Annotated in this window: 16 protein-coding genes; 7 read left to right on the plus strand and 9 right to left on the minus strand. The window is 49.2% G+C overall.

The genetic code is table 11. From position 1 onward, the window contains the following. Positions 1–18: 18 nt before the first annotated feature. From tkt to IEW88_RS05060, 5 genes are all read right to left on the minus strand, one after another. Positions 19–2,019, minus strand: a complete 2,001-nt coding sequence (gene tkt, locus IEW88_RS05040; RefSeq protein ID WP_147903309.1) for a transketolase — start codon at positions 2,017–2,019, stop codon at positions 19–21. Positions 2,020–2,027: 8 nt separating this feature from the next. Further along, complete coding sequence (tal, locus tag IEW88_RS05045; protein ID WP_147903310.1) at positions 2,028–2,969, minus strand: transaldolase; 942 nt, start codon at positions 2,967–2,969, stop codon at positions 2,028–2,030. Between the two features lie 52 nt (positions 2,970–3,021). Next, on the minus strand, positions 3,022–5,886 hold the full coding sequence (locus IEW88_RS05050; RefSeq protein WP_147903311.1) for a glycosyl hydrolase 115 family protein: 2,865 nt from the start codon (positions 5,884–5,886) through the stop codon (positions 3,022–3,024). Beyond that, complete coding sequence (locus IEW88_RS05055) at positions 5,883–7,577, minus strand: glycoside hydrolase family 43 protein (RefSeq protein WP_147903312.1); 1,695 nt, start codon at positions 7,575–7,577, stop codon at positions 5,883–5,885. Before IEW88_RS05055 ends, IEW88_RS05050 begins: the two co-directional genes overlap by 4 nt. A gap of 169 nt (positions 7,578–7,746) precedes the next feature. Continuing rightward, on the minus strand, positions 7,747–8,943 hold the full coding sequence (locus tag IEW88_RS05060) for a XylR family transcriptional regulator (RefSeq protein WP_147903313.1): 1,197 nt from the start codon (positions 8,941–8,943) through the stop codon (positions 7,747–7,749). 245 nt (positions 8,944–9,188) lie between these two features. Between IEW88_RS05060 and xylB the strand changes: the two genes are divergently transcribed. Further along, positions 9,189–10,643, plus strand: a complete 1,455-nt coding sequence (xylB, locus tag IEW88_RS05065) for a xylulokinase (RefSeq protein WP_147903314.1) — start codon at positions 9,189–9,191, stop codon at positions 10,641–10,643. Positions 10,644–10,927: 284 nt separating this feature from the next. Next, a complete protein-coding gene (gene xylA, locus IEW88_RS05070; protein ID WP_147903315.1) occupies positions 10,928–12,247 on the plus strand; it encodes a xylose isomerase in 1,320 nt (439 codons plus the stop codon). 140 nt (positions 12,248–12,387) lie between these two features. Here the strand turns inward: xylA and IEW88_RS05075 are convergent, their stop codons facing one another. The 4 genes from IEW88_RS05075 to IEW88_RS05090 form a co-directional block, all read right to left on the minus strand. Continuing rightward, entirely contained in the window at positions 12,388–12,768 is a 381-nt protein-coding gene (locus tag IEW88_RS05075) for a hypothetical protein (RefSeq protein WP_147903316.1), read from the minus strand. A 477-nt stretch (positions 12,769–13,245) separates the two neighbouring features. Then, positions 13,246–14,373: an endo-1,4-beta-xylanase gene (locus IEW88_RS05080; protein ID WP_147903317.1), complete on the minus strand. Its 1,128-nt coding sequence runs from the start codon at positions 14,371–14,373 to the stop codon at positions 13,246–13,248. 41 nt (positions 14,374–14,414) lie between these two features. Further along, the gene (locus IEW88_RS05085) at positions 14,415–15,347 is read right to left on the minus strand and encodes an aldose epimerase family protein (protein ID WP_147903318.1); all 933 of its coding nucleotides are present in this window, start codon (positions 15,345–15,347) and stop codon (positions 14,415–14,417) included. Between the two features lie 161 nt (positions 15,348–15,508). After that, positions 15,509–17,005 carry a sugar porter family MFS transporter gene (locus IEW88_RS05090; RefSeq protein WP_221411365.1) on the minus strand — a complete coding sequence of 499 codons (1,497 nt, stop codon included), beginning with the start codon at positions 17,003–17,005 and terminating at the stop codon, positions 15,509–15,511. 244 nt (positions 17,006–17,249) lie between these two features. Here IEW88_RS05090 and IEW88_RS05095 point away from each other — a divergent pair, with 244 nt between their 5' ends. From IEW88_RS05095 to IEW88_RS05115, 5 genes are read left to right on the plus strand one after another with little or no spacing between them, the layout of a single operon-like run. Then, positions 17,250–18,737 (plus strand): MFS transporter, encoded by a 1,488-nt coding sequence (locus tag IEW88_RS05095; RefSeq protein WP_053422913.1) that lies wholly within the window; start codon positions 17,250–17,252, stop codon positions 18,735–18,737. 4 nt (positions 18,738–18,741) lie between these two features. Beyond that, positions 18,742–19,743, plus strand: a complete 1,002-nt coding sequence (locus tag IEW88_RS05100; protein ID WP_147903319.1) for a glycoside hydrolase family 43 protein — start codon at positions 18,742–18,744, stop codon at positions 19,741–19,743. 24 nt (positions 19,744–19,767) lie between these two features. Continuing rightward, positions 19,768–22,218 carry a glycoside hydrolase family 3 N-terminal domain-containing protein gene (locus IEW88_RS05105; RefSeq protein ID WP_221411366.1) on the plus strand — a complete coding sequence of 817 codons (2,451 nt, stop codon included), beginning with the start codon at positions 19,768–19,770 and terminating at the stop codon, positions 22,216–22,218. Between the two features lie 22 nt (positions 22,219–22,240). Next, positions 22,241–24,829, plus strand: a complete 2,589-nt coding sequence (locus tag IEW88_RS05110) for a glycoside hydrolase family 3 protein (protein WP_147903320.1) — start codon at positions 22,241–22,243, stop codon at positions 24,827–24,829. A gap of 13 nt (positions 24,830–24,842) precedes the next feature. Next, the gene (locus IEW88_RS05115) at positions 24,843–26,762 is read left to right on the plus strand and encodes a sialate O-acetylesterase (protein WP_185148545.1); all 1,920 of its coding nucleotides are present in this window, start codon (positions 24,843–24,845) and stop codon (positions 26,760–26,762) included. Positions 26,763–26,768: the final 6 nt, after the last annotated feature.

The following is a 26,768-nucleotide window of genomic DNA, read 5'->3' on the forward strand; positions in this document are numbered from 1 at the left end:
GTTTTCAGATTTATGAAGTCAGGCCAGAATCTTAGCTGCTATGACCTCTGCGTTAAAGCCAAAATATTCCAGCAAGGCAGGGCCAGGTGCTGATTCACCAAAACTGTTGATACCAATAATCAGGCCTTTTTTACCGACGTATTTGTACCAGAAATCCGGGTGAGCTGCTTCTATCGCAACAAGTTTCGCCTGATCAGGTAGCACCGAATCCCGGTAAAACTCAGATTGCTGGTCAAACAAAGTAGTGCTTGGCATAGACACCACATTGACTTTTTTACCTGCTGCGCTCAGCTGTTCGGCAGTATCACAGGCCAGTTGCAGTTCAGAGCCAGTGGCTATCAGCACTATATCTGGCGCGCCGCCGCAGTCTTTTAAAATATAACCGCCTTTGCTGATCAGGCTGATTTGCTCTGGGTTGCGCTGGAATTGACGCAGATTTTGTCGGCTAAAGACTAAAGCTGAAGGCGAACTTGTGCTGGTTAAAGCCGATTTCCAGGCTACTGCGGTTTCAGTTAAATCAGCAGGCCGCCAGGTCACCAGATTGGGCGTAGTGCGTAAGTTGGTCAGCTGTTCTATCGGTTGGTGAGTTGGGCCGTCTTCACCCTGTCCAATAGAGTCATGGGTAAAGACATAAATAGTCGGCAGTTTCATTAAAGCGGACATCCGCACTGCATTACGGGCGTATTCCATAAACATCAGGAAAGTGGCGCCATAACAGCGGAAACCACTGTGGGCTGTGATGCCGTTCATTATGGACGCCATACCAAATTCGCGTACGCCGTAATAAATATAATTACCGGAACTATCGTCTTTCGTCAGGCCTTTGCTGCCAGACCATAAGGTCAGGTTAGAACCTGCCAAATCGGCTGAGCCACCTAAAACTTCGGGCAACAGTGCCGCAAAGTGCGCGATACAAAGCTGAGAGGCTTTGCGACTGGCGATATCCTGTTGTTGGTTTTGGCAATTCTCAATAAAACTTTGAGTGGCCGCTTCAAAATTAGCGGGTAACACTCTGTCTATCACCCGGCGTTGGTATTCTGCGGCCAGTTCAGGGTATTGGTTTTTATAAGCGGCAAATAGCTCTGTCCATTGTTGTTCAATAGCGGCGCCTTTGGGTTTGCAGTCCCAGGCGGCATAAACTTCGGCCGGAATTTCAAAAGGTGGATAAGACCATTGCAGAAATTCGCGTGCTTTGGCGATTTCATTGTCGCCCAGTGGAGAGCCGTGGCAGTCATGTGAGCCGGATTTATTCGGGCTGCCAAAGCCGATAACGGTTTTGCAGCAAATCAACGTAGGCCTGGCCGTTTCTGCCTGAGCTTGTCTGATGGCATCAGCAATTTGCGCAGGGGTATGGCCATCTACCTGAATGACATGCCAGCCATACGCATGAAAACGCGCTGGCGTATCGTCAGTAAACCAGCCTTCAACATGACCATCAATAGAAATGCCATTGTCATCCCAAAAGGCAATCAGTTTGCCAAGGCCTAAAGTACCAGCCAAAGAGCAAGCTTCGTGTGATACGCCTTCCATCAGGCAGCCATCACCTAAAAAGCAGTAGGTAAAATGATCCACAACCGGGTAATCAGGCCGGTTAAATTGCGCCGCCAGCGTTTTTTCGGCGATGGCCATCCCCACCGCATTGGCGATACCTGCACCTAAAGGACCCGTCGTGGTTTCGACACCTGGGGTGTAACCCAATTCAGGGTGGCCCGGGGTTTTCGAGTGTAGCTGACGAAAGGACTTCAAGTCCTCAATAGATAATTCATAACCTGTTAAATGCAGCAATGAATACAACAACATAGAGCCATGGCCATTACTCAGCACAAAACGGTCTCTGTTGCTAAAGGACGGATTCGCCGGGTTATGTTTTAAAAATTGCAGCCAGAGTACTTCGGCAATATCCGCCATACCCATAGGCGCACCCGGGTGGCCTGAATTGGCTTTTTGTACTGCATCCATAGTTAAAGCGCGGATGGCGTTGGCGCGGGTTTGGTGATCAGTATGCTTAGAAGTTTGCATAAGAGGTCCTAACGGCTTTGAGCTAAGTGATGTAACAGTTGTTCCAGCTTGCGCTGATCCACGGCAAATTTACGAATACCCTCGGCCAGTTTCTCTGTAGCCATAGCGTCTTCATTCAGTTGCCATAAAAATTCGGCCTGACTCAGGGCTTTGGCTGTGGCAGGGCTTTGAGTGCTCTGCGGCTGTAAAGCCGCAGGCAAAGGCTCGGTCGAGTCTTTTAATTGCAGTAACAAGTTTGGGGCTATGGTCAGCAGATCACAGCCTGCCAACTGGCGAATTTGATCGACATTACGGAAACTGGCGCCCATGACGACAGTAGGGATACCATGGTTCTTATAATGGTTATAAATAGTTTTAACTGATATAACGCCAGGGTCTTTATCTCCGGAAAAATCCTGCTCTGGCTGGTTTTGTTTGTACCAGTCAAGAATACGGCCAACAAAAGGCGAGATTAAAGTTACACCAGCGTCAGCACAGGCTTTGGCTTGAGCCAGACTAAAAATCAACGTCAGATTGCAATGAATACCTAATTTTTCCAGTCGGGCTGCGGCCTGAATGCCTTGCCAGGTGGCAGCCAGTTTAATTAGTACTCTGTTTGAGTCCACTCCTGCTGCGCGGTAACGCTCAATAATACTCAACGCTTTGGCCACACTGGCTTCGGTATCAAAAGACAAGCGGGCGTCAATTTCAGTCGATACCCGGCCCGGTATATGCCGCAAAATTTCACAGCCAAAATTCACTGTGACCTGCTCACAGGCTGCGGTTATATCCTGTTCATTGCCTTTGAGTGCACTGACTAATAAATGCTGATAATCCGCCTGCTGGCTGGCCTGCAAAATAAGCGATGGATTGGTAGTGGCTTCGGTGGGTTGCAGCTGCTCTATAGCAGCAATATCACCGCTGTCTGCCACTACCACCGTTACTTTGCTGAGTTGTTCTAGCTGATTCATTTAAATTCCTTTCCCCTGCGTTCGTATTACTTTGGGGTCTAATTTGCTTCAGTTATTTATCCGTGTTCACGATTCTTTTACTTTGCTCTGGCCCTAAATAACTTGGCTTCAAGCCGCCTGTATCAATGATCAGTTTTTGTAGCACTAAGGCAGGGTCGACCAGATAAATCCGTAATTTGTGTTCGCCCGGCTTGGGCACCTTTATTTGGCTTTTGATGATTCTGACGCCATCCAATACGGCCTTATCCCAAACCGCCGGACTTTTATCCGCCAGACTGTCGATCAATTCGGGCTTGTCATTATTTAGCGCCACAGCAAAACGCAAACCACGGCCAGGCACCAGATCCAAAGTCGGGGCTATCACGCTATGTAAAATGAACTCGCCAGTGGAATGGAAATACAGCGGGTATTCCAGATAAGGGGCGTTACTAATATCTTTGGTTTGATAATCCAGTTCCGTCATGGCTGCCATTGAGGCTTCACCACGGCCATGGCCAGGTATTAGTTGCCACCAGCTTTGAGCGTTATTGCCCTGCACTTTGGCACTGGCGGCGTCCAGCGCTATGTAGCCGTCTGCTTCAACAAAACCTGAAGTCGGCTCTGTGTCAGGTTTCACAGCCGACACTTTAATTTTTGCGCCGCCCCAGCCCGTACCCTGCACATGCACTTCACCGACATTCAGCCCGGTTTTCACTTTGCTCCAGTCAATGCTGACCTGAACCGTCTGAGCCACTTCAATCTGGCCTTTGGTTTGGCTCAACTGGATCCAGTCGGCTGATGCTTTAGCACTGAACTCAAAAGGCAAACTGCCTTTATTAAAGACTTCAATGCTGCGCTTTTTCTGGCCATGCGGATAAAAAGGGTCCAGCTCTAAGGGCTGGCCTTTGTATTCGCTGATGGGCCATGAAAAGGCTGAACCTTCAGGCGCCACGCCCATATCGGCCACTGCCATAGGTTCTGCCACTGACACCACAGGCATTAAGTTTGCCGGTGGATTACGCCAGTAAGTAAAACCTATATGAGGTTGCGACATCATATGGTTCCAGCGGCCATTGCCGAGGTTGTGATAAATGTTGGTCAGCTCTGCATCCTGTTTAAACCAGTAACGCACCTGCTCTGCCCAATAGGTAGTAGTGACCCGGCCTTGTTCGCCATGTAATTTATTCATCGCCACAGCACGGTTTAATTCATACACGGCCTGACTGGCTTTCAGTGGATGTGATACCAGCTGGATATACGCATCCCTTTGTTCAGTCGGCAGTTGAGAGTACAACTCATCGGATTTTTTCACTAAAGCAGCAAGTTCAGCACTGACGAGTTCCGCTTCCTGATAATGCAAAATGCTGTAGGTATCAGGTTCCACGGCTTCGGGTTTACGACGGCCGTTGTGCCTGGTGTAACCCTGAATAAGTTCAGCTACGGTTGCGGCATGCTCTGCACTGAATTGTTGTGTGGCCCAACTGACGGCAAATTGCTCTAAGTTATCTGCTTTAAAAGCAGGTGGGTTCCAGGCCATCCGCAGGAAAAAGTCGATGGGAAATTCCATCGGCTTTAAATCGCCAACATTGACTATCCAGATGCGATCCGCCTGAAATTGCCAGGCTAAATTCATCTGCTCCCAGATTTTTGCCATGGGCACTGTATTGATCCAGCGATACGAGCGGGGACTGCCGACATAATCAAAGTGATAATACACACCTGCACCACCGGCCCGGCCGCGTTCTTCGGCTGTTGGCAGGCGGCGGATATTGCCATAGTTATCATCAGCCCAGAGCAAAGTGACATCGTCCGGTACCCGCATGCCACGTTCGTAAAAGCCTTGTACCTCTTTGTACAAAGCCCAGACTTGTGGCACTTCAGTGATCGGCCTGTCTTCAAAGGTGTCCGTTAAGATCTGGCGTTGGTCGGCAACTATTTGCTCCAGCAAGCCGATGTTTTCACCTTCACTCATTGGCTCGTCTTCCTGACCCCGCATACCAAGGGTAAAAATGCTTTCCAGGTTTTTATGCCGCTTCGCGCCTTCTTGCCAGAATTTGTAGATGTTGGCTCTGTTGCTAGAGTATTCCCACGGTCCTTTGCCGTATCTGTTCCATTCTTTGTCGGCGCGCATCATGGGTTCGTGGTGACTGTTACTCATCACTATGCCCATTTCATCAGCCAGAATAGCGTTTTGTGGGTCGTCATCGGCAAAGGCGTTATTCCACATCGCAGGCCAAAGAAAATTCGACTTCAGCCGCAGCAACAGCTCAAACACATGCTGATAAAACTTGCTGTTGTAGCCGCCAAATTTTTCGCTGCTCCAATTGGTTAAAGCCGGGTGCTCGTCATTTAAAAAGATGCCACGGTATTTTACTTTGGGTGCATCGGTCAGGCGGGTGCCTGCTTTGATATAAAGCTCTGACTGCTTTTTCACCGGCACATCGGCCCACCAGTGCCAGGGCGATACCCCTATAGTTTCGGCCAGGTCATAAACACCAAAAATAGCGCCACGTTTATCGCTGCCCGCTATCACCAAGGCTTGTTCTACACCCGGTAACGGCTGCTCTACCAGCTGAATTAAATAGGCTTCCCAGCGGCCCTGAATGGCGCTTACATCCAGCTTGCCTGCTGCTATCAGTTGGTCTAACAGAGTGTTGTTGCCCAGACTGCCGATAATCAGCAGCTGTTTGGCTTGTGTGGTGGCACTGATGCTTAAGCTTTTACCACTGACCTTTTGGATATCCTGTTGCAGACTTTGTACGGCGCGTTTTAAGCCTTTATGGTCTTTGTCATCCAGTTGAATTTGGGCCACAGAACTTTTTCCCACCAAAGCAAAGTCGCCTTTGGTTGGTTGTTGCGCCAGATAATCGGCGGGTAACGCTGTGACTGCGGCGCTGAATAAAGCTAAAGCTAAGCTGAAGGCAAAACGGATCTTCATGGCGCGGCCTCTTGTTCCTGTCGGGCATGCACACCCAAGGTCGTGCCGACAAAACCACCTGCAACCTGAGTACTTAAGATTTTGGCATCCTGCACTTCACCCAATTGCTGCCAGTCGCCTTGTGGGTTCGCATAGAAAAAGCTGATTTCTCCGGCTTTACCCTGAATTCTGAGTTGAAGTTGCTCTGCAGTTGCGGCTAAAACCTGACTGGCGATAACAACAGCTTTACCGCCTTTGGCTTGCTCTAAAAAGACAGTCGTGTTGTCTGCCACGGTTTTTACGCCCAGATAGTAGTGATACTGCTCATTCTGAAACGCCACTAAACCCGCTGAAATCTTGCCTTTGGGCACCACCAGGCTGGTGCTGGTTTCAAAGCTGGTATGTTGCTGGCGACGCGCTATAAAGGCTGGTTGTGCTAACGAATCCATACCGACAGCTTTGGCATTGATATTGAGGTTTTGTCCATCCAGTGTGAACCAGCTTTGGTCAAACTCACGCAGCAGGTTCCAGTCCAGTTTTAAGCTCGAACTATCAAATTCATCACGCCAGTGAAAATTGCCGGTCTGACTCAAAGCTTTGGTACTGCTGACAAGGCCTGTTGGCGCAGTAAGGCGATAAGGAATAGCCTGGCCTTTGGGCAAAATAGTGGGCCATTCGTCCTGCCAGCTGACCGGCAGTAAAAAGCTTTCGCGGCCAGTATTAAAAAAAGTTTGGTCATAAGTGCGGGTGGCCAGAAATACAGCCCACCACTGACCGTCCGGTAGCTGCACTAAATCGGCATGACCCGCTGTGGTAATAGGGTTAGCTCTGTCAGCTGGTAAATCGCGTTGCGTCAGAATAGGGTTGTTGCCATAAGGCACAAAAGGTTGTGTCAGGCTGCGGGTTCTGAATACCACGGCTGAATGTTGATCGGCTGTGCCACCTTCGGCACAGACCAGATAATACCAGCCGTTGTGCTTGTAAATATGCGGTGCTTCAATCCAAATCGGTTTGGTGCTTAAGTCGACACCACCATTGACCAGCAGTTGTTTTGACTCTGGCAACACAGCTTTTTTCAGCGGGTCGTATTGCCACAGCCAAATAGCTCTGTGGCCTTCATACAAAGCCTCGCCCGGCGCCTCGCCGTTATGGCTGATGTAGACTTTGCCGTCGTCATCAAAAAAGATATCCGGGTCTATGCCTTCCACTTCAGGCAACCAGATGGGATCAGACCAGGGCCCGGCCGGGTCTGTGGCGGTCAGAATAAAGTTGCCGCCTTTATCCACGACTGTGGTGATGATGTAAAACGTGCCGTCGTGATAGCGAATAGTAGGGGCAAAAATGCCACGGGAGACTTGCATACCCGACATATCCACTTGCGAGGCACGGCTCAGTGCATGGCCTATCAGCTGCCAGTTCACCAGATCGGTGCTGTGTAAAATAGGTAAACCCGGCGTGTAGGAGAAAGACGAGGTCACCATGTAATAGTCATCACCACGGCGGGTAATACTTGGATCCGGAAAAAAGCCTGCAACAACCGGATTCTGGTAGCTGCCTTTGGCTACAGGGTCGGCAAATATCGCGTCCTGGCCCTGATAATCAAACCAGTGAAAAGTAGCTGTAGTGCTTTGTGGCTGAGCCGGTGGTTCCGGCTGACATCCGCTGAGTAACAGGCCAAGGCCTAGGAGCGCAGAAGCGTAGATTGTGTGCATTTTTCGTTGTTCCTTTGACTGCTTGTGTCAGGTTTAAACAGAAAAATACCATGATCATCAAAGGCTTCGGCTTTATGAAAATACGTCAGCTTAGTGCGTTTTTTCGGTGGCAGGAGTTCAATAGTGGCAGGGCGCGAACCACAGATACGCCCTGCAAATCAGTGAGTGATCAGTCATTTACCGCCAGATGATTCATCGCTTCGCCACGGCTTTCCCGGTATTCTTTCGGGGTCTGGCAAAAATGGCGTTTAAACACCGCATACATGTATTGCAGTGACGGATAGCCGCAGATATTGGCTATTTCAATAGGGTTCACCTGAGTGTCGAGCAGCATTTTGCAGGCTTTGACCAGCTTCTGGTTATGCAACTCAGTGTGAATCGAATGTCCCCGTTCTGCTCTGAAGCGTTGTTCCAGATTGGATCGGGAAATACCGACAAAGTCTGTGACTTGCTCCACTTTAGCCCCACGGGTTGCATGGCGGCGAATATAGTGCATGGCCTGAATTACATAAGGATCGCGCAGCGCTTTAAAGTCTGTAGACTGGCGAGACGCCACGCCCACGGGCGGCACCAGAATACGTTTATTACCTACATCTATATTATTCAGTTGGGTGTGCAGCAGTTTGGCTGCTTTATAACCCATTTCAAAACACCCCTGAGTCACAGAACTCAAACTAATGCGGTTCAGAAAGCGGGCTATGTCGTCGTCATCTATGCCAATGATGGAAATGTTATCCGGCACCACTATGCCCAAATGTTCACAGGCTTGCAGCAGATGGCGGGCGCGGGAATCGGTGACGGCAATAATGCCAATGGGTTTGGGTAAACTTTGGATCCAATCGGTCAGACGATTCATGGCGTATTGCCAGGTTTCAGGCCTGGTGCAATGGCCTTGATAAATCTGACAATCGTAACCGTCCTGCGCTGTTAATTTTTTAATCGCATTCTCGCGTTCAGTAGCCCAGCGGTGCTGATCGTCGGTTGGCACACTGTAAAAGGCGAAACGGTCTAAACCTTTGCGTTTCAGGTGTTCGTAAGCCGCGCTGACCAGCGCGAAGTTGTCGGTGGCGACATAAGGCACAGCAGGATAATCGGAAGCTTTGCTGTAAGAGCCGCCTACACCCACTATAGGTTTACTGGTTCCGGCCAAAGCGCGTTCAATATTCATATCGTCGAAGTCGGCGATAATACCGTCGCCACCCCATTCGTGAATGTGTTCGAGACGACAGAGAAAGTCTTCCTCCAAATACACGTCCCAGTCCACTTTTGATGATTGCAGATAATGACCTATGCCTTCGATCACTTGCCTGTCGAATACCTTGTTGGCATTAAACAACAAGGTAATGCTGTGTTTAGCTTTAAACATATAACCTGTCCCCGTCTTGTCATTTTTTATACTCTTCGTACCTGAAGTCGTAGCTTCAGTTTTTTTGAGTATTTATCGTTATCTTTTTTTGTTTTTGTATTTAAGCGGGTTAAATATTAGCCAGCCGGGCTTTTTTGGCAAACGATAAATCATAATTCAGCAGCGAATTATGAATTTTCGTAATTGCTGCTCAGCAATCCCTCGCCAAGTATTAGCTCACCAAAAGTCAGAACAGATTTCAGAGTATGTATATAGGCATAGATTTAGGTACTTCGGGCATCAAAGTAATTTTGCTGGGCGAAAACGGCAAAGTCATTGATAGCGCCAGTGCTGAGTTGTCCGTTAGCAGGCCTTTGCCTTTATGGTCAGAGCAAAACCCAGAGCATTGGTGGCTTGGGTTGCAGTCTTGTCTGGACCAGCTAAGAGGGCGTCAGTCGTTAGCAGCGGTGAAAGCCATAGGTTTAGCGGGCCAGATGCATGGCGCAACCTTACTGGACGCGCAAAATCAGATTATTCGCCCGGCGATTTTATGGAACGATGGCCGCTCTTTTGCCGAGTGCAAGCAGTTGGAGCTGAAGGTTAGCGATTTGCCGCAGATCACCGGCAATCTGGCGATGCCGGGTTTTACTGCACCTAAATTGTTGTGGTTACGTCAGCAGGAGCCAGAAGCTTTTGCCCGCGTTGCTAAAGTGTTATTGCCCAAAGATTATCTGCGTTTTTGTTTAAGTGGTGATTTTGCCTCCGATATGTCGGACAGTGCCGGTACTTTATGGCTGGATGTGGCCAAGCGGGACTGGAACGACGAGCTGCTCTGTGCTTGCGGTTTAAGCCGCAATCAAATGCCCGCATTGTATGAAGGTAATCAGATCACCGGAACCTTGTTGCCTGAGTTAGCGAAGCGTTGGGGTATGCAGGCTGTGCCTTTAATTGCAGGTGGTGGTGATAATGCAGCTGGTGCTGTCGGCGCTGGCATAGTGCATCCGGGCCAGGCCATGTTATCGCTAGGCACTTCGGGTGTGTATTTTGCCGTTAGTGATGGTTTTCTGGCCAATCCACAGTCTGCGGTACACAGCTTTTGTCATGCGTTGCCAAATACCTGGCATTTAATGTCTGTCACCTTAAGTGCGGCCAGTTGTTTGCAATGGTACGCCGAACACATAGTGAAAACTCCGGTGGCGACTTTGCTGGCTGATTTGGATCAAGGGCCTGAAAATAGTGAACAGCTGCCGCTGTTTTTACCTTACCTGTCGGGCGAGCGCACGCCGCATAACAACCCCAATGCCAAAGGTGTCTGGTTTGGTCTGGACTATAACACAGACCAAAAAGCCCTGACCTATTCAGTGCTTGAAGGTGTCAGTTTTGCCTTGTTTCAGGGCGCAGAAGCTTTGCATGCCAGCGGTTTGAAGCCGACAGAAATTAATCTGATAGGTGGTGGCGCCAGAAGTCCTTACTGGCGGCAATTGCTGGCTGATCTAATGAACCAGCCACTGACCTTCAGAGAAGGTGGTGAAGTAGGACCCGCCTTAGGTGCAGCCCGTCTGGCCCATTTAGCTCTGGAACCAGAGACAGCACTGGATTTGCTTTGCCCACCGCCGCCACTGGTCAGCCAGCATCAACCTAATGCTCAACGTCATGCCGCTCTGGCCAAACGCTACAACAAATTTAAAGCCTTGTATCAGTCCTTGGCTGAGCATTTTTAAACTTGCAACTATTTCCCCGCGTCATTGCAATTGGAGCCAACAAAGCTGCATCTGGGATATTCCCTATGGATTTACAGTTGTGGCTAGGCGGCAAGTAAGCGAGACCCCAGGAGCATAGTTTACCTATGTGACTGGGGGGAGTGTCGAGCCAACAACGCCATGGCAGCAAAGACGACGGGAATAAAGCAAAAGCACAAGGTGGCTTTGAAAAAACATAATTGTGATTGATGCCAGCTATGCCCACCATTAGCAGCATTGGAATTGATGTAACACAGGAGAGCAACATGGCTCAGTATTTCGACCAGATTAACAAAATAGAGTATGAAGGTGCCGATAGCACCAACCCTTTGGCCTTTAAGCATTACAACGCTAATGAAAAAATCCTTGGTAAAACCATGGCAGAGCATTTGCGTATGGCAGCTTGCTACTGGCACAACTTCTGCTGGAATGGTCAGGACGTGTTCGGTCAGGGCACTTTTGGCCGTCCATGGTTAGAAGCCGGTGACGCTATGGCGCAGGCCAAAGCTAAAGCCGATGTGGCTTTTGAATTCTTCAGCAAGCTGAGCATTCCTTATTACTGCTTCCACGACATTGACGTTGCACCTGAAGGCAACAGTATTAAAGAATATATCAACAACTTCGCCGCTATGGTGGATGTGCTTGAGCAAAAGCAAGCTGAAACCGGCGTGAAACTGTTATGGGGCACAGCCAACTTATTCAGTAACCCACGTTACGCTGCAGGTGCTGCTACCAATCCAAATCCGGAAATCTTCAGCTACGGCGCCACTCAGGTGTTTCATGCAATGAACGCCACTCAGCGTTTAGGCGGCGAAAACTACGTATTGTGGGGCGGTCGTGAAGGCTACGAGACTCTGCTGAACACCGACCTGCGTCAGGAGCGTGAGCAACTGGGCCGCTTTATGCAAATGGTGGTGGAGCACAAGCATAAAATCGGTTTTAAAGGCACTTTACTGATCGAACCTAAGCCACAGGAACCTACTAAGCACCAGTACGATTACGACTCTGCGACTGTGTATGGTTTCCTGAAGCAATTTGGCCTGGAAAAAGAATTCGCGATGAATATTGAAGCCAACCACGCCACGCTGGCTGGTCATTCGTTCCATCATGAAGTAGCGACTGCTATTTCGCTTGGAATTTTTGGCAGCATAGATGCGAACCGCGGTGATGCACAAAATGGCTGGGATACAGACCAATTCCCGAACAGCGTAGAAGAGCTGAGCCTGGTGATGTACGAAATTCTGAAGGCAGGTGGTTTCACTACGGGTGGTTTCAACTTTGACGCCAAATTACGCCGTCAGAGTATGGACCGCGCCGACATGTTCCATGGTCATATTGGTGGTATGGATCACCTGGCTATGGCATTAAAACGTGCAGCTGCTCTGATTGAAAAAGACTTTTTAGGTAAGGCTGTAGCCGAACGTTACGCCGGCTGGAGCGGTTCTTTAGGTAAAGCCATTCAGAGCAGCGAGCATTCACTGCAATCTCTGGCTGCTATGGTTGAGCGCGAACAGTTAAGCCCGAAAGCCGTCAGCGGCCGTCAGGAATTGCTGGAAAATCAAGTGAATCTGGTGTTGTTCAGATAAGGGATCCCGAACCCTGTCGTTGCCCGGCTTGCCGGGTATTTTATCCGGGCGCAGAGAAGCTACTGCGCCCTATTTTCTTATTAAAATTTACCTGATACCTGAGCTGGCGTCTTCGTGAGAACGCAGAGGCTGTTCTTTTGTCAGTTTTGCGTTACTAATTGATCACGCCAGTTCCACTCAGTAAAAGCGAGCCCACCAACAAATACTGCTTCGCCACCCAGATGTATGTAGCCAGGTAACGTCATGCTTCCAGAAAACTGTGCGACTAAACCAAGACAAACGAAAGCCCAGATTGCATTGGCTACTATTAGCATTTTTATAAAAAATCCGGAGCGCTTGCTATTAATGGCAAGAGAGAACGAATAACAGGCATAGAGTAGGTTGATCGCACCCATCACCAGTAGCAGTTGTTGTGGCACAGAGTACAGATCACTGAGCCATGCTGACGCCAGGACCACTATTACCCCGGCAGTTGCACCAGCAAAACAGTCTATCCATAAAAGATTTTTGATAAGTTGCATGGGTGTAACAGAGCCCTCAGGGTTAGGTCTACTTTGATAAAGGAATTTCAATGTCAGGTCTAAGTGATGATCTCATTGGCATACCCTTACGCAACACAGTGCTACCAGCTAAAAATGGTTGAGGAGTCGATCCAGCAATTCAAAAAAATTTCCGGTCAGAAATGAACCTATGGCTAAGCCAACCAATATGCCAACAACGATACCAATACCATAGAATAATCTGGATGATTTCATCTCTAGTCCTTTTTAAAAACCTTTGTCCTTGGTGTCAGGTCTACCTTTGGTCTGTTAGGCTGCACTGCGAATACCGTCAGAGCACATCCAGTTTATTAAATGGAATAGGGTTGTAAACTAGCAAAGCTAACAGGTTTTCGAAAAAAGCTTTGGTGTCAGGTCTAAAGTGATGATCCCGTTGGGAGTTAAATCGGTAAAAACAGACAGGCTGGGAAACCCCAGCCTTTGGGTGATTATTTGGAGTTATTTACCAGCTTTCTCTGCCAGTTTAATCAGCTGTGGCACCACTTCCTTTGGCTGATTCTTGCGGTCAAACAATAAGGGGTAGTCTGTTCTGCCTTTCATTGGCCAGTTGTTGCGCCAGGTTTGGTTGTCGTTCACGCCCCATAAAGTCACTCGTTCAATGGCGTCGCTGTGGCGCAAAAATAACTCAAACAATTGCAGGTATTTTTCTGTCAGCTGATCGCTGACTGCTTTTGGTAAGCCATCAGCGTAGGGGTTAAATTCTTGCTTTAACTGCATATTCAGTGAGATATCCGCGCCAATTTTTTCCGGCTCAGGGAAGGGTAAAACCGAGATATCCAATTCGGTAATCACTACTTTCAGGCCGGTGTTTTTAAACGCCACAATAGAGTCTTCCACTTGCTGCAGTTCCGGGTAATCCAGACTGTAATGGCCTTGTTCACCTATGCCGTGGATAGGCACATTTTTCGCTTTTAACGCCGCCACCAGCTTTAACACGCCGGCGCGTTTTTCTGGTTTAAATAAATTAAAGTCGTTGTAATAGAGTTCGGCTTTCGGGTCGACCTGATGCGCCAGCTCAAAGACTGTGGCTATATAATCGTCACCCAAAGCTTTATACCAGTTGGATTGGCGCAGGGTGCCGTCTTCGTTTAAGGCTTCGTTCACCGCATCCCAACCATGAATACGGCCTTTGTAGCGGCCCATCACGGCGTTGATATGGTTTTTCAGTCGGGATAACACCAACTCTTTGGAGGCCGGTTGGCCTTTAGCGTCCTGAAACACCCAGGCTGGCGTTTGCTCGTGCCATAACAACACATGACCTATCACCTTGATATTGTTGGATTCGGCGAATTCAATCATGGCATCGGCGGCGGCAAAGTTGAACTGGCCTTCCACAGGTTCAATGATTTCCCATTTCATTACGTTTTCTGCGGTCACCGCATTAAACTGTTGCTTGACCAAGCCCAGCGTGCCCGGCTCTTTGCCTTCTATTTGCGCTGCGCTTAACGCAGTGCCAATACTGAAGTGTTTGCTGTACGTATCTTTTAAAGAGGTGCTTTGCTCTTGTGCGTAAGCACTGCCTATCAACAGGCTGCTTAATAAGATACAAAATGGCATAGATCGCATGTGATGACTCCAAAAGTAATGAATAAGTAGAACTGCTGCTGTTAACCGGCTTTATCCAGTTGATAACGGATATGTGCCTTAAAAGGCTGGCCGGGACGGGTAAAGTGAAAGGGAAAACCTTTTTGGTTCGGTGAATCCGGGAAAAACTGTGGCTCAAGGCAAATACCCTGACGTGATTTAAAGGGGCCGGCTAAATGCTCTCCGGTATACACCTGCAGGCCCGGATAGTCGGAATACACACTCAGCCGCACTAAACCATCCGGGCTTATCAGTTCAGCCGCGGCCTGATGCAGATCGCCATTGACCACAAAGTTATAGTCCATCTGCACACCCTTTAAGGTTTTGGCTGTGCTGAAATCCAGCGAGCTACCCTGCACTTTGGGCAGTTCACCTGTTGGAATGCACTGCGCATCTACACTAGTGTAATGGGCGGCATGCAGGCAAAGTTTATGCTCGTCTATTGGGGCTTGATCTGGCGCCAGATTAAAATACGGATGCAAAGTTGGCCCCACTAGCGTAGTGACGCTGCTGCTGGCTTCCAGCTCTATATCCAAAGCGCTTTGTTCGGACAATTGATAAGTGACACGAAAAGACACTGGGCCAGGATAGCCACCCTGACCATCGGCCATTTCACAGCCCAGCACCAGTCTGGATTGCTGCTGCTCCAGTAGGTGCCAGTTCATTTGATGTAAACCTGCGGCGCCACCATGCAGCTGATTTTGTCCTTCATTTTGTTGCAGTTGATACCACTGCTGACCAATCCGCAAACGGCCTTTACTGATCCTGTTGGCGTAAGGCCCTACTAAAGCGCCGAGATAAAAAGGGTCCTGTGCATAACAGTCCGGATCGGCATAACTGAGGATCAATTCACGATGACTGTCACCCACAGCAGTAGACCAGCGCTGCATAGCCGCACCGCGCTCCAGTATGCTTAGCTGGTCGCCCGCTTTATTGGTAAGATGAAAGACGTTCATAAATGTATTCACTCCCGAAAATTCAACCCAAAGTAATTGGAGTTGCAACTAGGCGACAAGCGAGCTAGACCCCAGGAGCATAGTTACCTAGGTGACTGGGACGCCTCTTCGTTTTAAGATCAGGCGGTCAACAACGTTGCAGCTTCAATTAAGAAGGGTTTTTAGCCTTGCATATCTTCCAATTCAGTCCCCTTGGTCTCATGCACCATCCTGATCACAAAGAGGATAGAAAGCGCAGCGCCCAGGGTATAAAGGCCATAAGTTCCAGCCAGACCAATACCTGCCAGCAACAAAGGGAAAGTCATAGTGATCAGGAAGTTACAGCTCCACTGGGCTAAGCCACTGACGGCAAGGCCCAAACCACGAATTTGATTCGGGAACATTTCGCCCAACATCACCCACATCACAGGGCCCCATGACAGATTAAAAAAGAATACATAAGCGTTAGCGCTGATCAGAGCGACTTTTCCCCAGTCGCCTAACAGCAGATTGCCGTTTTCGTCCTGACCTGCGTTGGCAAAACAAAGCACCATTAAACCCAAAGTCAAAGCCATGCCGACTGAACCCCATTGCAGCAAAGGCTTGCGGCCCACTTTGTCGATAATCAGTAGGGTAATAACACAAGCAGCAATACTTAAACCGCCGCTAATGACGTTAATCAGTAAGGCGTCAGATTCAGAAAAACCAACAGCTTGCCAGAGCACTGCGCCGTAATAAAACACCACGTTAATACCGACCAATTGCTGGAAGCTGGCAAGGCCAATACCCACCCAAACAATTTTGCGCACTTTACCGGTTTGGCTGCTTAATAAATCAGTGAGTCGGGGTTGATGATCTGCAGATAAAGACTGTTGAATTTCAGTCAGTTTGCGGCTTGCGGCATCGCTGCCATACAAGCGGGTCAATACTGCAGAGGCCGCATCGTTGTTACCTTTGAGCACCAGAAAACGTGGGCTCTCAGGGATAAAAAACAACATCAGCAGAAACAGGAACGCCGGGAACAGTTCCATCCAGAACATCCAGCGCCAGGCGGCGAAATCAAGCCAAAGCGCCGCAGTAGAAGCGCCTGCATATTCAGCCAGCAGGTAATTGCTGACAAACGCCATAAACAAACCAAAGATGATGGCGATTTGCTGCAAGGTAGTGAGCATGCCACGGTAGCGGGCCGGCGCCACTTCACATATATAAGCAGGCGTAATCACAGAGGCGGCACCAACAGCCAAACCACCTAAAATGCGGTAAATAACAAACTCAAAGGAGCCTTCAGCAACACCTGAACCCCAGGCGCTGACAATAAAAAATACGGCTGAGATCAGTAAGATGGTTTTACGGCCACTGATATCAGCCAGCCGTCCGGCAAAAAATGCACCTACAGCGCAGCCCAACAACATACTGGCGACATTAAAACCAGTGCCGACGCTTGCGGAATTAAAGGCTTGTTGCAGGCCGTCGACAGTACCGTTGATCACGCCGCTGTCAAAACCAAATAAAAAGCCGCCTATGGTGGCGACTAAGCTGATAAACAGAATAAAAACTTTGTTGTCTGCTGAAACTGCCGGCTCGTTGCTGTGCTGCAAAATTATAACTCCTTTAGGTAAGCGCATAGCCTGAGCATAAGTTCTGTTTGACTGAAATACAGCCAGCTTGTTAAAAATCATAATTCTTTCAGTACATTCCGTTAGTCCGCTTTGGTAACTGTCGATGTATGTTAAGGTCAGAAAATACCTGTCGTCCTTGAAGCTGCAGCTTTGTTGACTACGCCACCTCGCCCGGTCACATAGGTTAACTATGCTCCCGGGATTTCACTGGCTTGTCGCAGCGCCGCAACTTCAAATGACTTGGGTAGATAACATAAAAACAGCCGGCATGCAGCGGGCGTAAAACAGCAACAGGCGAATTGATATGCAAACAGCAGTACAAAAATTATCTGTGACCGAAAAAATCGGTTATAGCCTCGGGGACCTGGCGGCCAATTTAATTTTCCAGACCCTGATGACCTTTTTGGCTTTTTTCTACACAGATGTGTACCAGATCCCGGCTGCAGCCGCTGCCACTATTATTTTTATCGGTGGCTTAATTGGCGCTTGTTTTAACCCTATTATGGGCATTATTGCCGACCGCACTCAAACCCGTTGGGGCAAGTTCAGGCCCTGGCTCCTCTGGACTTCAGTGCCTTTTGGCGTCATTGCTTTATTAGCCTTCAGCACACCGGATTTCAGCCCGGAAGGCAAAATTGCCTACGCCTTTATTACCTATGTAGTGCTGGTGCTGGTGTACTCCGCCAATAACCTGCCGTATTCAGCCTTAAGTGGGGTTCTGACCGGCAATATGGCTGACCGTAACAGCTTGTCGGCTTACCGCTTTGTTGCTGTGATGGTGGCGCAGTTTATTATTCAGGCCTTGTTATTACCGCTGGTACTGATTCTGGGAGACGGCGATAAAGCCGTAGGTTTTGAAAACACCATGACGCTGTTTGCCTGCGTTGGTATTGTGTTTTTCCTTATTACTTTTATTACCACCAAAGAGCGGGTGATGACCTGCAGCGCACAAAGCTCAACTATTCGTCAGGACATTGGTGATCTGCTGAAAAACCGTCCCTGGGCCATTATGCTGGTGCTGACAGTGTTGGTATTTATTACGCTGGCGCTGAAAGGTGGTATGTATATTTTTTACTTCGAAAACTACCTGAATGAACAACAAGTTGCTTTATTTCTGGAAGATATTGGTTTTAACGCCTTTATTGCCGGTTTAAACGCCATGCTGACCGGCATGGGCCTGACTGAATTCCTTTGGCCTAAAGATGCGGCCACTTCAGGTTTTAGTTTGTTTAATGCAGGTGGCATTATTTGCATGATTTTCGGTATAGGCTTTTCCAAGCCGCTGGCGGATCGTTTTGGCAAAAGAGATGTGTTTGCTGTGGCGCTTTTTATCTCCACTTTGTTTGTGATGGCGTTTTATCTGTTCCCTGCCGACGCTATAGGCCTGGTGTTTAGTTCGCAGCTTTTGCATGGCTTTTTTTATGGCATCACTATTCCGCTGTTGTGGGCCATGATCGCTGATGTGGCAGATTATTCCGAATGGAAAAACCATCGTCGTGCCACAGCTATTATTTTCTCTGCGATGATTTTTGGTCTGAAACTGGGCCTGAGTATAGGCGGCGCTTTGGTGGCCGGTATTCTGGCGCATTATGGTTATGACGCCCAGCTGGCGGTTCAGTCGCCAGAGACTATTCATGGTATCCAATTATCTGTCAGCCTTTATGCCTCAGCGCCTTTCCTGCTTGGTGTGGCTTGCATCTGTCTGTATGAAATTAACAAACACAAAGAAACCCAGATTGAGCAGGAGATGAATGAACGTCGCGCTGCTGCTGGTTTAGCTCAAACGGAGTAAGACAATGTCTGAGGATTTAAAAGTTCTAAAAGCTAAGGCTATTTCTCAACCTTTGGTGGAACACATATATACAGCCGACCCTTCGGCCCATGTGTTTGACGGCCGTATTTATATTTATCCGTCGCACGATATTGAAGCGGGTATCCCTTTTAACGACAACGGCGATCACTTTGGTATGCAGGATTACCATGTGTTGTCGCTGGATAATCCGCAAAGCCCTGCCGTGGATCATGGCGTGGCTTTACATATCAAGGATGTGCCCTGGGCCGAACGCCAGATGTGGGCGCCGGATGCCGCGAGAAAAAACGGCAGATATTACTTTTATTTTCCGGCGAAAAAACCAGATGGCATTTTTCAGATTGGTGTGGCTGTAGCAGATTCGCCTGTGGGGCCTTTTCAAGCTCAGCCAGAGCCAATAGCAGGTAGCTATTCGATAGACCCGGCGGTGTTTGAAGACGACGACGGTAGTTTTTATATGTATTTCGGTGGTATTTGGGGCGGGCAGTTACAAAACTACCGTAACAACCAGTACAGCGCTGATTATGCCGAACCTGCAGCTAAGGAACCGGCTTTAGGGCCAAAAGTGGCCAAATTACGCGACGATATGCTGGAGTTTGCCGAAGCGCCGCGTGAAGTGCAGATCCTGGACGAACAAGGTAAACCGCTGTTCGCAGGTGATACAGACAGACGCTTTTTTGAAGCCTCCTGGCTGCATAAATATCAGGGCAAATACTACTTCTCTTACTCCACAGGTGATACACACTTTTTATGTTATGCCACAGGCGATAACCCGTACGGACCTTTTACTTATCAGGGCCGGATTTTAGAACCTGTGGTCGGCTGGACCACTCACCATTCGATCTGTGAATTTGACGGCAAGTGGTACCTGTTTTACCACGACTCTATTTTGTCCGAAGGCGTCACCCATTTACGTTCAGTCAAGATGGCGGAAATTCAGTATGACGCGGCTGGCAAGATTCAAACCTTAAAGCCCTACCGGGATTAATCAGGTATTTCACAGGAGGTTCGAGTGGGTAAACAACTTCTCTCTGCGGTGCTGGGTTTAGGCGTCGCTTTTGCGGCTTCGGCAGAGCATCCCTATCAAAACGCCAGTTTAGCCACAGAACAGCGGGTAGAGGATTTGTTGTCCCGCATGACGCTGGAAGAAAAAGTGGCTCAGCTGCAAACCGTCTGGCAACAACGCCGCACTTTGGAAGATAAAAATCTGCAGTTTCTGCCGGAAAAAGCCAAAGAATTAATACCTCTGGGTATTGGCCATATAGGCCGTCCCAGCGAGTTTAAAACCCCAGAGCAAACCGCAGAATTTAACAATGCCTTGCAGCGCTGGTTAAAGGAACATACCAGACTGGGTATTCCGGCTCTGATGCATGAAGAAGCCTTGCATGGGTATGCCGCTTTTGATGCCAGCAGTTTTCCACAGGCCATAGCTTTGGCCAGTAGTTGGTCACCGCAGGATATGCATGACTTGTATGCGCTGACTGCCCGCGAAATGCGTGCGACTGGCTCGCACTGGGCTTTAACTCCGGTGTTAGACATAGCCCGAGACCCACGCTGGGGCCGGATTGAAGAAACCATGGGGGAAGATCCGTATCTGATGTCGGCTATGGGCGTGGCTGCAGTGGAAGGTTTTCAGGGCAAAACCGGTAAACATGGTCCTTTTGCTGCAGATAAAGTGGTGGCAACTTTAAAACATCTGACAGGTCATGGTCAGCCAGTGGCCGGCGTTAATATAGCACCGGCTTTTATTGGTGAACGTGAACTGCATGAAGTGTTTTTGCCGCCTTTTGAAGCAGCGGTCAAGCTGGCCCATGCCGGTAGTATTATGGCGTCCTACAACGAAATTGACGGTATACCTTCTCATGTCAATAAGCCTTTGCTGGAAGATGTAGTGCGCCAGCAATGGGGCTTTGGCGGTGTGATTGTCAGTGACTATTTTGCCATTGAAGAATTGAGTAGCCGGCATGGTTTGTACGACAGCGAGGCTGCTGCTGCCAAAGCTGCTTTATTAGCTGGCGTGGACATGGAAACTCCGGATCCAAAAACCTTCCCGCATTTAACGGCTTTAGTGAAATCGGGGCAACTGGATGAAGCGGCAATAGACAAAGCTGTCAGTCGGGTTTTGGCGCTGAAGTTCAGATTAGGTTTGTTTGAACAGCCTTATGTTGATGCCAGTAAAGCGGATGCCTTAGTGGGCGCAGCCTCAGACCGGACTTTTATCCGTCAGGTGGCTGAAAAGTCTATGGTACTGCTGAAAAATGACGGTACTTTGCCGCTAAAAGCCGACAAAATCAAACAGCTGGCAGTGATTGGCCCTCATGCGGATGAAGTGTTATTAGGCGGCTACAGCAGTATTCCGCGCCAGACCGTTAGTATTGTTGATGGCTTGCGGCAGAAGCTTAAAGGCAAAGCCAAAGTCGAATTTGCTCCGGGCACTAAGCTGATTCAGTATTTAACCAAAACTCCGGCTAAACAAGCGGCTTTTGTCACCAGCGATATAGCAGAGCGCAGCAAAGCAGCCGGTACTTATTCGATGCAGCGCTGGAACTACGACGATATTCGTTTGGCCAGTGAACAGGATCGCAAAGGTTTATTGCAACAAGCTGTGGCTTTGGCGAAAAACTCTGATGCTGTGGTGCTGGTATTGGGTGAAAACGAAGGTTTATCGCGTGAAGCCTGGGCCGACAGCCATTTGGGCGATCGCAGCAGTTTAGATTTAGTCGGCAATCAAGTCGAGTTAGCCAAAGCTATTCTGGCGACGGGTAAACCGCTGGTGCTGGTATTAACCAATGGTCGTCCTTTGGCTTTGGGTGCGCTGGCCTTGTCTATGCCGGCTATTATCGAAGCCTGGTATCTGGGACAGGAAACCGGCAGTGCACTTGCGAATGTATTGTTTGGCGATGTCAGTCCTTCCGGCAAATTACCTCTGACTTTCCCGCGTAGCGCCGGTCATATTCCAAGTTATTACAACCATAAAATTTCTGCCAAACGAGGTTATCTGTTTGATGACATCAGCCCACTTTATCCTTTTGGCCATGGTTTGAGTTACAGCCGCTTTGATTACAGCGCTTTAAAGATTGATGACAGCAAAGCCACAGCCAATGGCGAAGTGACAGTCAGCATGACCCTGCGTAACGGCGGTCAGTTTGATGCGACCGAAGTGGTGCAGCTGTATATTCAGGATCCTGCGGCCAGTGTGACCCGTCCGGTAAAACAGTTAAAAGGCTTTTTACGAGTGCCACTCAAAGCAGGCGAGCAGAAGAATGTTGAATTTAAACTGCCGGTGAACCTGCTGGCGTTTTTTGATCAACAAATGAACTGGGTCGTCGAGCCCGGTGAAATCAAACTGATGATTGGCAGCTCTTCGGCAGATATCCGGTTAAACAGCAGCTTTCAGATCACAGGTAAAATCACAGAGGTCAGTGCCAACAAAGCGTATTTAAGTCAGGCACGTATTTATTAACAGGCAGGCGGGAGCAAAGGCGATGGCGAAGGTAAAGAAGCGGAAAGAACTCAGCACTGGTTTGCTGATGCTGGCTGGTGGTTTGGCGTTAACGGGCTGTGGTCAACCTGCGGTGCAGACAGCCGAAGCTGTGCCTGAGCAGGCCGCCAGTCAAAGCTCAGCTGAAAAACCTGTGATTGTTCCTGCCAACTGGCCTTTGCAGCCGCAGCCTATAGCCCGCACTGAGGCGATAGAAAACAAAATCAAAACTTTGTTGGCCCAGATGAGTCTGGAACAAAAGGTGGGGCAGATTATTCAGGCCGATATAGCCTCTGTCACACCACAACAAGTGCGGGATTATTATCTGGGATCTGTGCTCAATGGCGGTAACTCAGCACCAGGACGGGACAACAGAGCTGGTGCTGCCGCCTGGCTACAACTGGCCGATGCCTTTTGGCTGGCCAGCACAGACACCAGCGATGGCCGGCCTTATATCCCTGTAATGTGGGGCACAGACGCTGTGCATGGCCATAGCAATGTGAAAGGCGCCACTATTTTCCCGCACAATATAGGGTTGGGCGCTATGCGTGAACCAGAGTTGATGCGCGAGATAGGCCGGGTGACTGCAGCTGAAATGCAGGTCACAGGCCTGGACTGGACTTTTGCGCCCACTATTGCGGTAGTACGAGATGACCGCTGGGGCCGCACTTATGAGTCTTATGGTGAAGACCCACAACTGGTGGCCTCTTATGCGCCTCATATTCTGCAGGGCATTCAGGGTGTACCGGGCAGTGCTGACTTTTTAAAAGGCCAACATATGCTGGCGACGGTGAAACATTTTCTCGGGGATGGCGGCACTGTAGATGGCAAAGATCAGGGAGATAACCAACATACCGAAGCCCAGTTGCGCGATATCCATGGTACGCCTTATTACAGCGCTATAGCAGCGGGAGCTCGTGTGGTGATGGCATCGTACAACAGCTGGTTTGGCGAAAAAATGCATGGGTACCGGCCTATGTTGAATGATGTGCTGGTGGAGCGTATGGGCTTTGACGGTTTTGTGGTAGGTGACTGGAATGGTCATGGTCAGGTCAAGGGCTGTACCCCCACAGATTGCGCCAATTCACTGTTGGGTGGACTGGATATGTTTATGGCGCCGGACAGCTGGGAAAAGTTGTATCAGAACACTTTAGCCCAGGCCAAAGATGGCCGAATTCCAATGCAGCGGCTGGATGAAGCCGTAGCCCGGGTATTGCGAATTAAAGCCGAAATGGGCTTGTTTGAGCAGGTAAAGCCTTCAGAGCGGCCTTTGGCGGGGCGTTATGAATTACTTGGCAGTCCGGAGCACAGAGCTGTTGCTCGTCAGGCTGCGCGTAAGTCTTTGGTGTTATTGAAAAATAACCAGCAGCTTCTGCCACTTAAAGCCAGCAGCAAGGTATTAGTGGCAGGGGATGGTGCAGATCATATCGGCAAACAAAGTGGTGGCTGGACTTTAAGCTGGCAGGGTTCAGGTAATAAAAACTCTGACTTCCCGAACGGTGAATCTATTTATGCCGGTATTAAAAAAGCGGTAGAAGCTGGGGGCGGCAGCACAGAGCTGAGCGAAAATGGTCGTTTTACTGACAAACCTGATGTGGCCGTTGTGGTCTTTGGTGAAGAACCTTATGCCGAATTTGTTGGTGATCGCAGCCATTTGGCTTTTGATGATAGCCGGGCTTTACAAATTCTGACTGAATTAAAAGCTAAGGGTATTCCAACAGTGTCGGTGTTTTTATCGGGCCGGCCTTTGTGGGTTAATCCTGAATTAAATCAGTCCGATGCTTTTGTCGCCGCTTTTTTACCAGGCAGCGAAGGGGGCGCTGTGGCGGATCTGCTGATCCGTTCGGCTGAAGGTGAAATCCGCCATGATTTTCAGGGCAAATTATCCTTCTCCTGGCCTGCCAAAGCGACGGGTGAGTTGCTGAATCTGGGTGACACAAATTATCAACCGCAGTTTGCTTATGGCTATGGCCTGACTTACAGCGACAAAACTGAACTGGCGAAGCTCAGCGAAGAGTCGGGTATCAGTGCCGATCAGGTGCTGAACTTCAGCCGTTATCTGCATGCCGGTAAAGCGGTGAATCCATGGCAGCTGCAATTACTGGACAAGGGACAGCTGACAGTAGTGACTGAACCGCTGCAAAAATCTGCTGGCGACGCTTTGGAAGCTGTGGCCACAGACAGATTGCAACAGGAGGATTCAGTGTTGCTGACTTTCCATCAGGACGCAGCTGTAGCTTTAAATCATGCGCAGGGTGTGGCTTTGGATCTAAGCCGTCAGGCCAATGGCGATATGACGCTGGAACTGGAATATCAGGTTGTGGCTGCGACTCCTGGTAAAGTTAGTGTGGCGATGCAGTGTGGCGAGAACTGTATATCTGCTCTGGATTTCAGCAGCTATTTCAGTCGCATGAATGGTAAAGGCTGGCAGAGCCTGAAGATCCCATTACGCTGCTTCACTGCAGCCAATAGCGCTTTTGATTTGAGCAAAATCAGTCAGCCTTTAGTGCTGACAGCTACAGCAGGCTTCCAGCTGCAATTGGCTAAAGTGCGTTTGGCCGAAAATGAAGGCCAGGGCCAATGTGGTAACTAACAAGGATGTTTTTATGTTCAGAATTTTACTCACTGCCGCTTTACTGCTGAGCCCTTTAGCTCAAGCTGATATTCGTCTGCCTAAGTTGATTAGTGATGGCATGGTGTTACAGCGTGACACTGTTATTCCGCTCTGGGGTTGGGCTGCTGCCGATGAAGCCATTGAAGTTCGCTTTAATGGCCAGTTAGTGGGCCAGGTCAAAACCAAACAGGGTCGCTGGCTACTGCAATTACCAGCTCAGCAGGCGGGTGGGCCACACCAGTTAAGTTTTAAAGGCCGTAACCAGATTGAGCTCAGGGATATTTATTTTGGTGATGTCTGGGTGGCGTCCGGTCAGTCCAATATGGAAATGGAAATGGCGCGGGTGGCTGAGGCTTATCCAGAGGACTTAACCAGCGCCAACTATCCTTTGGTCCGTCAGTTTAAGGTGCCACAAGAGTACAACTTTAAAGCGCCACAACAGGATTTCAGTGGCGGTGAGTGGGTGTCCGCCAGTCCACAAACCATAGCGAACTTCTCGGCTTTGGCTTTTTATTTTGGCCGCGACTTATTCCGTCATAACAGCGTGCCGATCGGTATTTTAAATAATGCCCTGGGCGGCTCGCCTGTCGAAGCCTGGATGAGCGAGGAAGCATTGCGGCCTTTTCCTGACGCTTTGGCTGAAGGGATCCGGTTTCGTGATGACAAATTAATTCAGTCCATTACCGCGGCTGACAAAAACAAAAATGACAGCTGGTATGGTGATTTGCAGCGCCGTGATCCGGGTTTAACCAGCAAAACACCCTGGTTCAGTGAAACTCTGGATGACAGTAATTGGCAAAGTTTCACAGTGCCGGGCTTCAGAGCAGAGCCTTTTACCGGTGTCTGGTGGCTGCGTAAAACCATAGAGCTGACAGCGGCACAAGCAGAGGAAGCCAGTATTTTACGCCTGGGCTCAATAGTGGATGCCGACGAGGTCTATATCAATGGCAAGCAAGTGGGTCATACCACGTATATGTACCCGCCACGTCGTTATGAATTACCTGCCGGAGTGTTAAAAGCCGGGACTAACCTGATTGCAGTGCGGGTAACAGCGACCAATGGCAAAACAGGTTTTCTGCCAGACAAGCCCTATTGGTTGGGCACTGACGCCAATCCATTACCTTTGACTGGTGAATGGAAAATGCAAACCGCAGCGACGGCAAACAATTTACCAGGTGATACCTTTATCCGCTGGAAACCTCTGGGTTTATACAATGGTTTATTGGCGCCTTTAACTGCTTTACCGATCAAAGGGGTGATTTGGTATCAGGGGGAATCTAATGTCGGTGCTTATAAAGACTATCAGCCACGATTCACCAGCATGATCCGCGATTGGCGCGCCAAGTGGGCCCAAGGCACAGGCCAGTACAACCCATTCCCGTTTTTATTTGTGCAACTGGCCAATTACCTGGAAAAAACAGCAGAACCTGTCGACAGCGCCTGGGCTGGTTTACGTGAAGCTCAGCGGCAAAGCCTGGCTGAAGCTAACACTGCTATGGTGGTAGCTATCGACACAGGCGAATGGAACGATATTCATCCGGTCGATAAAAAAACTTTAGGCCAGCGGCTGGCCTTAGCAGCCCGTGCCGTGGCTTTGGGCGAAAAGGTTGATTATCAGGGGCCTGAACTGACTTCTGTTCGTGCAGAAGGTGCAAAGCTGAAACTCAAATTCAGTCACAGCGGCAAGGGATTAGTGCTAAAAGGCACTGGCAACAGCTTCGCTATAGCAGGTGCTGATGGTCTGTATCGCTGGGCACAGGTTCAGCTAAAAGGTGAACACTTAGTGTTGTCGCACCCTGAGATCAAAACACCAGTCAAAGTGCGTTATGGCTGGGCCGATAATCCGGAGGCTGTGCTTTTCAACAGCGAAGGCTTACCTGCCGGGCCTTTTGAAGCAAAAATAACGAAATGAATCGGT

The sequence above is a fragment of the Rheinheimera tangshanensis genome (assembly GCF_014645135.1).
In the GTDB taxonomy this organism is placed as follows: domain Bacteria; phylum Pseudomonadota; class Gammaproteobacteria; order Enterobacterales; family Alteromonadaceae; genus Pararheinheimera; species Pararheinheimera tangshanensis.

What these genes read in the sequence shown, in the direction of transcription:
- tkt (WP_147903309.1), bottom strand. Translation starts at nt 2,019, where the DNA reads ATGCAAACTTCTAAGCATACTGATCACCAAACCCGCGCCAACGCCATC.
- tal (WP_147903310.1), bottom strand. Translation starts at nt 2,969, where the DNA reads ATGAATCAGCTAGAACAACTCAGCAAAGTAACGGTGGTAGTGGCAGAC.
- IEW88_RS05050 (WP_147903311.1), bottom strand. Translation starts at nt 5,886, where the DNA reads ATGAAGATCCGTTTTGCCTTCAGCTTAGCTTTAGCTTTATTCAGCGCC.
- IEW88_RS05055 (WP_147903312.1), bottom strand. Translation starts at nt 7,577, where the DNA reads ATGCACACAATCTACGCTTCTGCGCTCCTAGGCCTTGGCCTGTTACTC.
- IEW88_RS05060 (WP_147903313.1), bottom strand. Translation starts at nt 8,943, where the DNA reads ATGTTTAAAGCTAAACACAGCATTACCTTGTTGTTTAATGCCAACAAG.
- xylB (WP_147903314.1), top strand. Translation starts at nt 9,189, where the DNA reads ATGTATATAGGCATAGATTTAGGTACTTCGGGCATCAAAGTAATTTTG.
- xylA (WP_147903315.1), top strand. Translation starts at nt 10,928, where the DNA reads ATGGCTCAGTATTTCGACCAGATTAACAAAATAGAGTATGAAGGTGCC.
- IEW88_RS05075 (WP_147903316.1), bottom strand. Translation starts at nt 12,768, where the DNA reads ATGCAACTTATCAAAAATCTTTTATGGATAGACTGTTTTGCTGGTGCA.
- IEW88_RS05080 (WP_147903317.1), bottom strand. Translation starts at nt 14,373, where the DNA reads ATGCGATCTATGCCATTTTGTATCTTATTAAGCAGCCTGTTGATAGGC.
- IEW88_RS05085 (WP_147903318.1), bottom strand. Translation starts at nt 15,347, where the DNA reads ATGAACGTCTTTCATCTTACCAATAAAGCGGGCGACCAGCTAAGCATA.
- IEW88_RS05090 (WP_221411365.1), bottom strand. Translation starts at nt 17,005, where the DNA reads ATGATTTTTAACAAGCTGGCTGTATTTCAGTCAAACAGAACTTATGCT.
- IEW88_RS05095 (WP_053422913.1), top strand. Translation starts at nt 17,250, where the DNA reads ATGCAAACAGCAGTACAAAAATTATCTGTGACCGAAAAAATCGGTTAT.
- IEW88_RS05100 (WP_147903319.1), top strand. Translation starts at nt 18,742, where the DNA reads ATGTCTGAGGATTTAAAAGTTCTAAAAGCTAAGGCTATTTCTCAACCT.
- IEW88_RS05110 (WP_147903320.1), top strand. Translation starts at nt 22,241, where the DNA reads ATGGCGAAGGTAAAGAAGCGGAAAGAACTCAGCACTGGTTTGCTGATG.
- IEW88_RS05115 (WP_185148545.1), top strand. Translation starts at nt 24,843, where the DNA reads ATGTTCAGAATTTTACTCACTGCCGCTTTACTGCTGAGCCCTTTAGCT.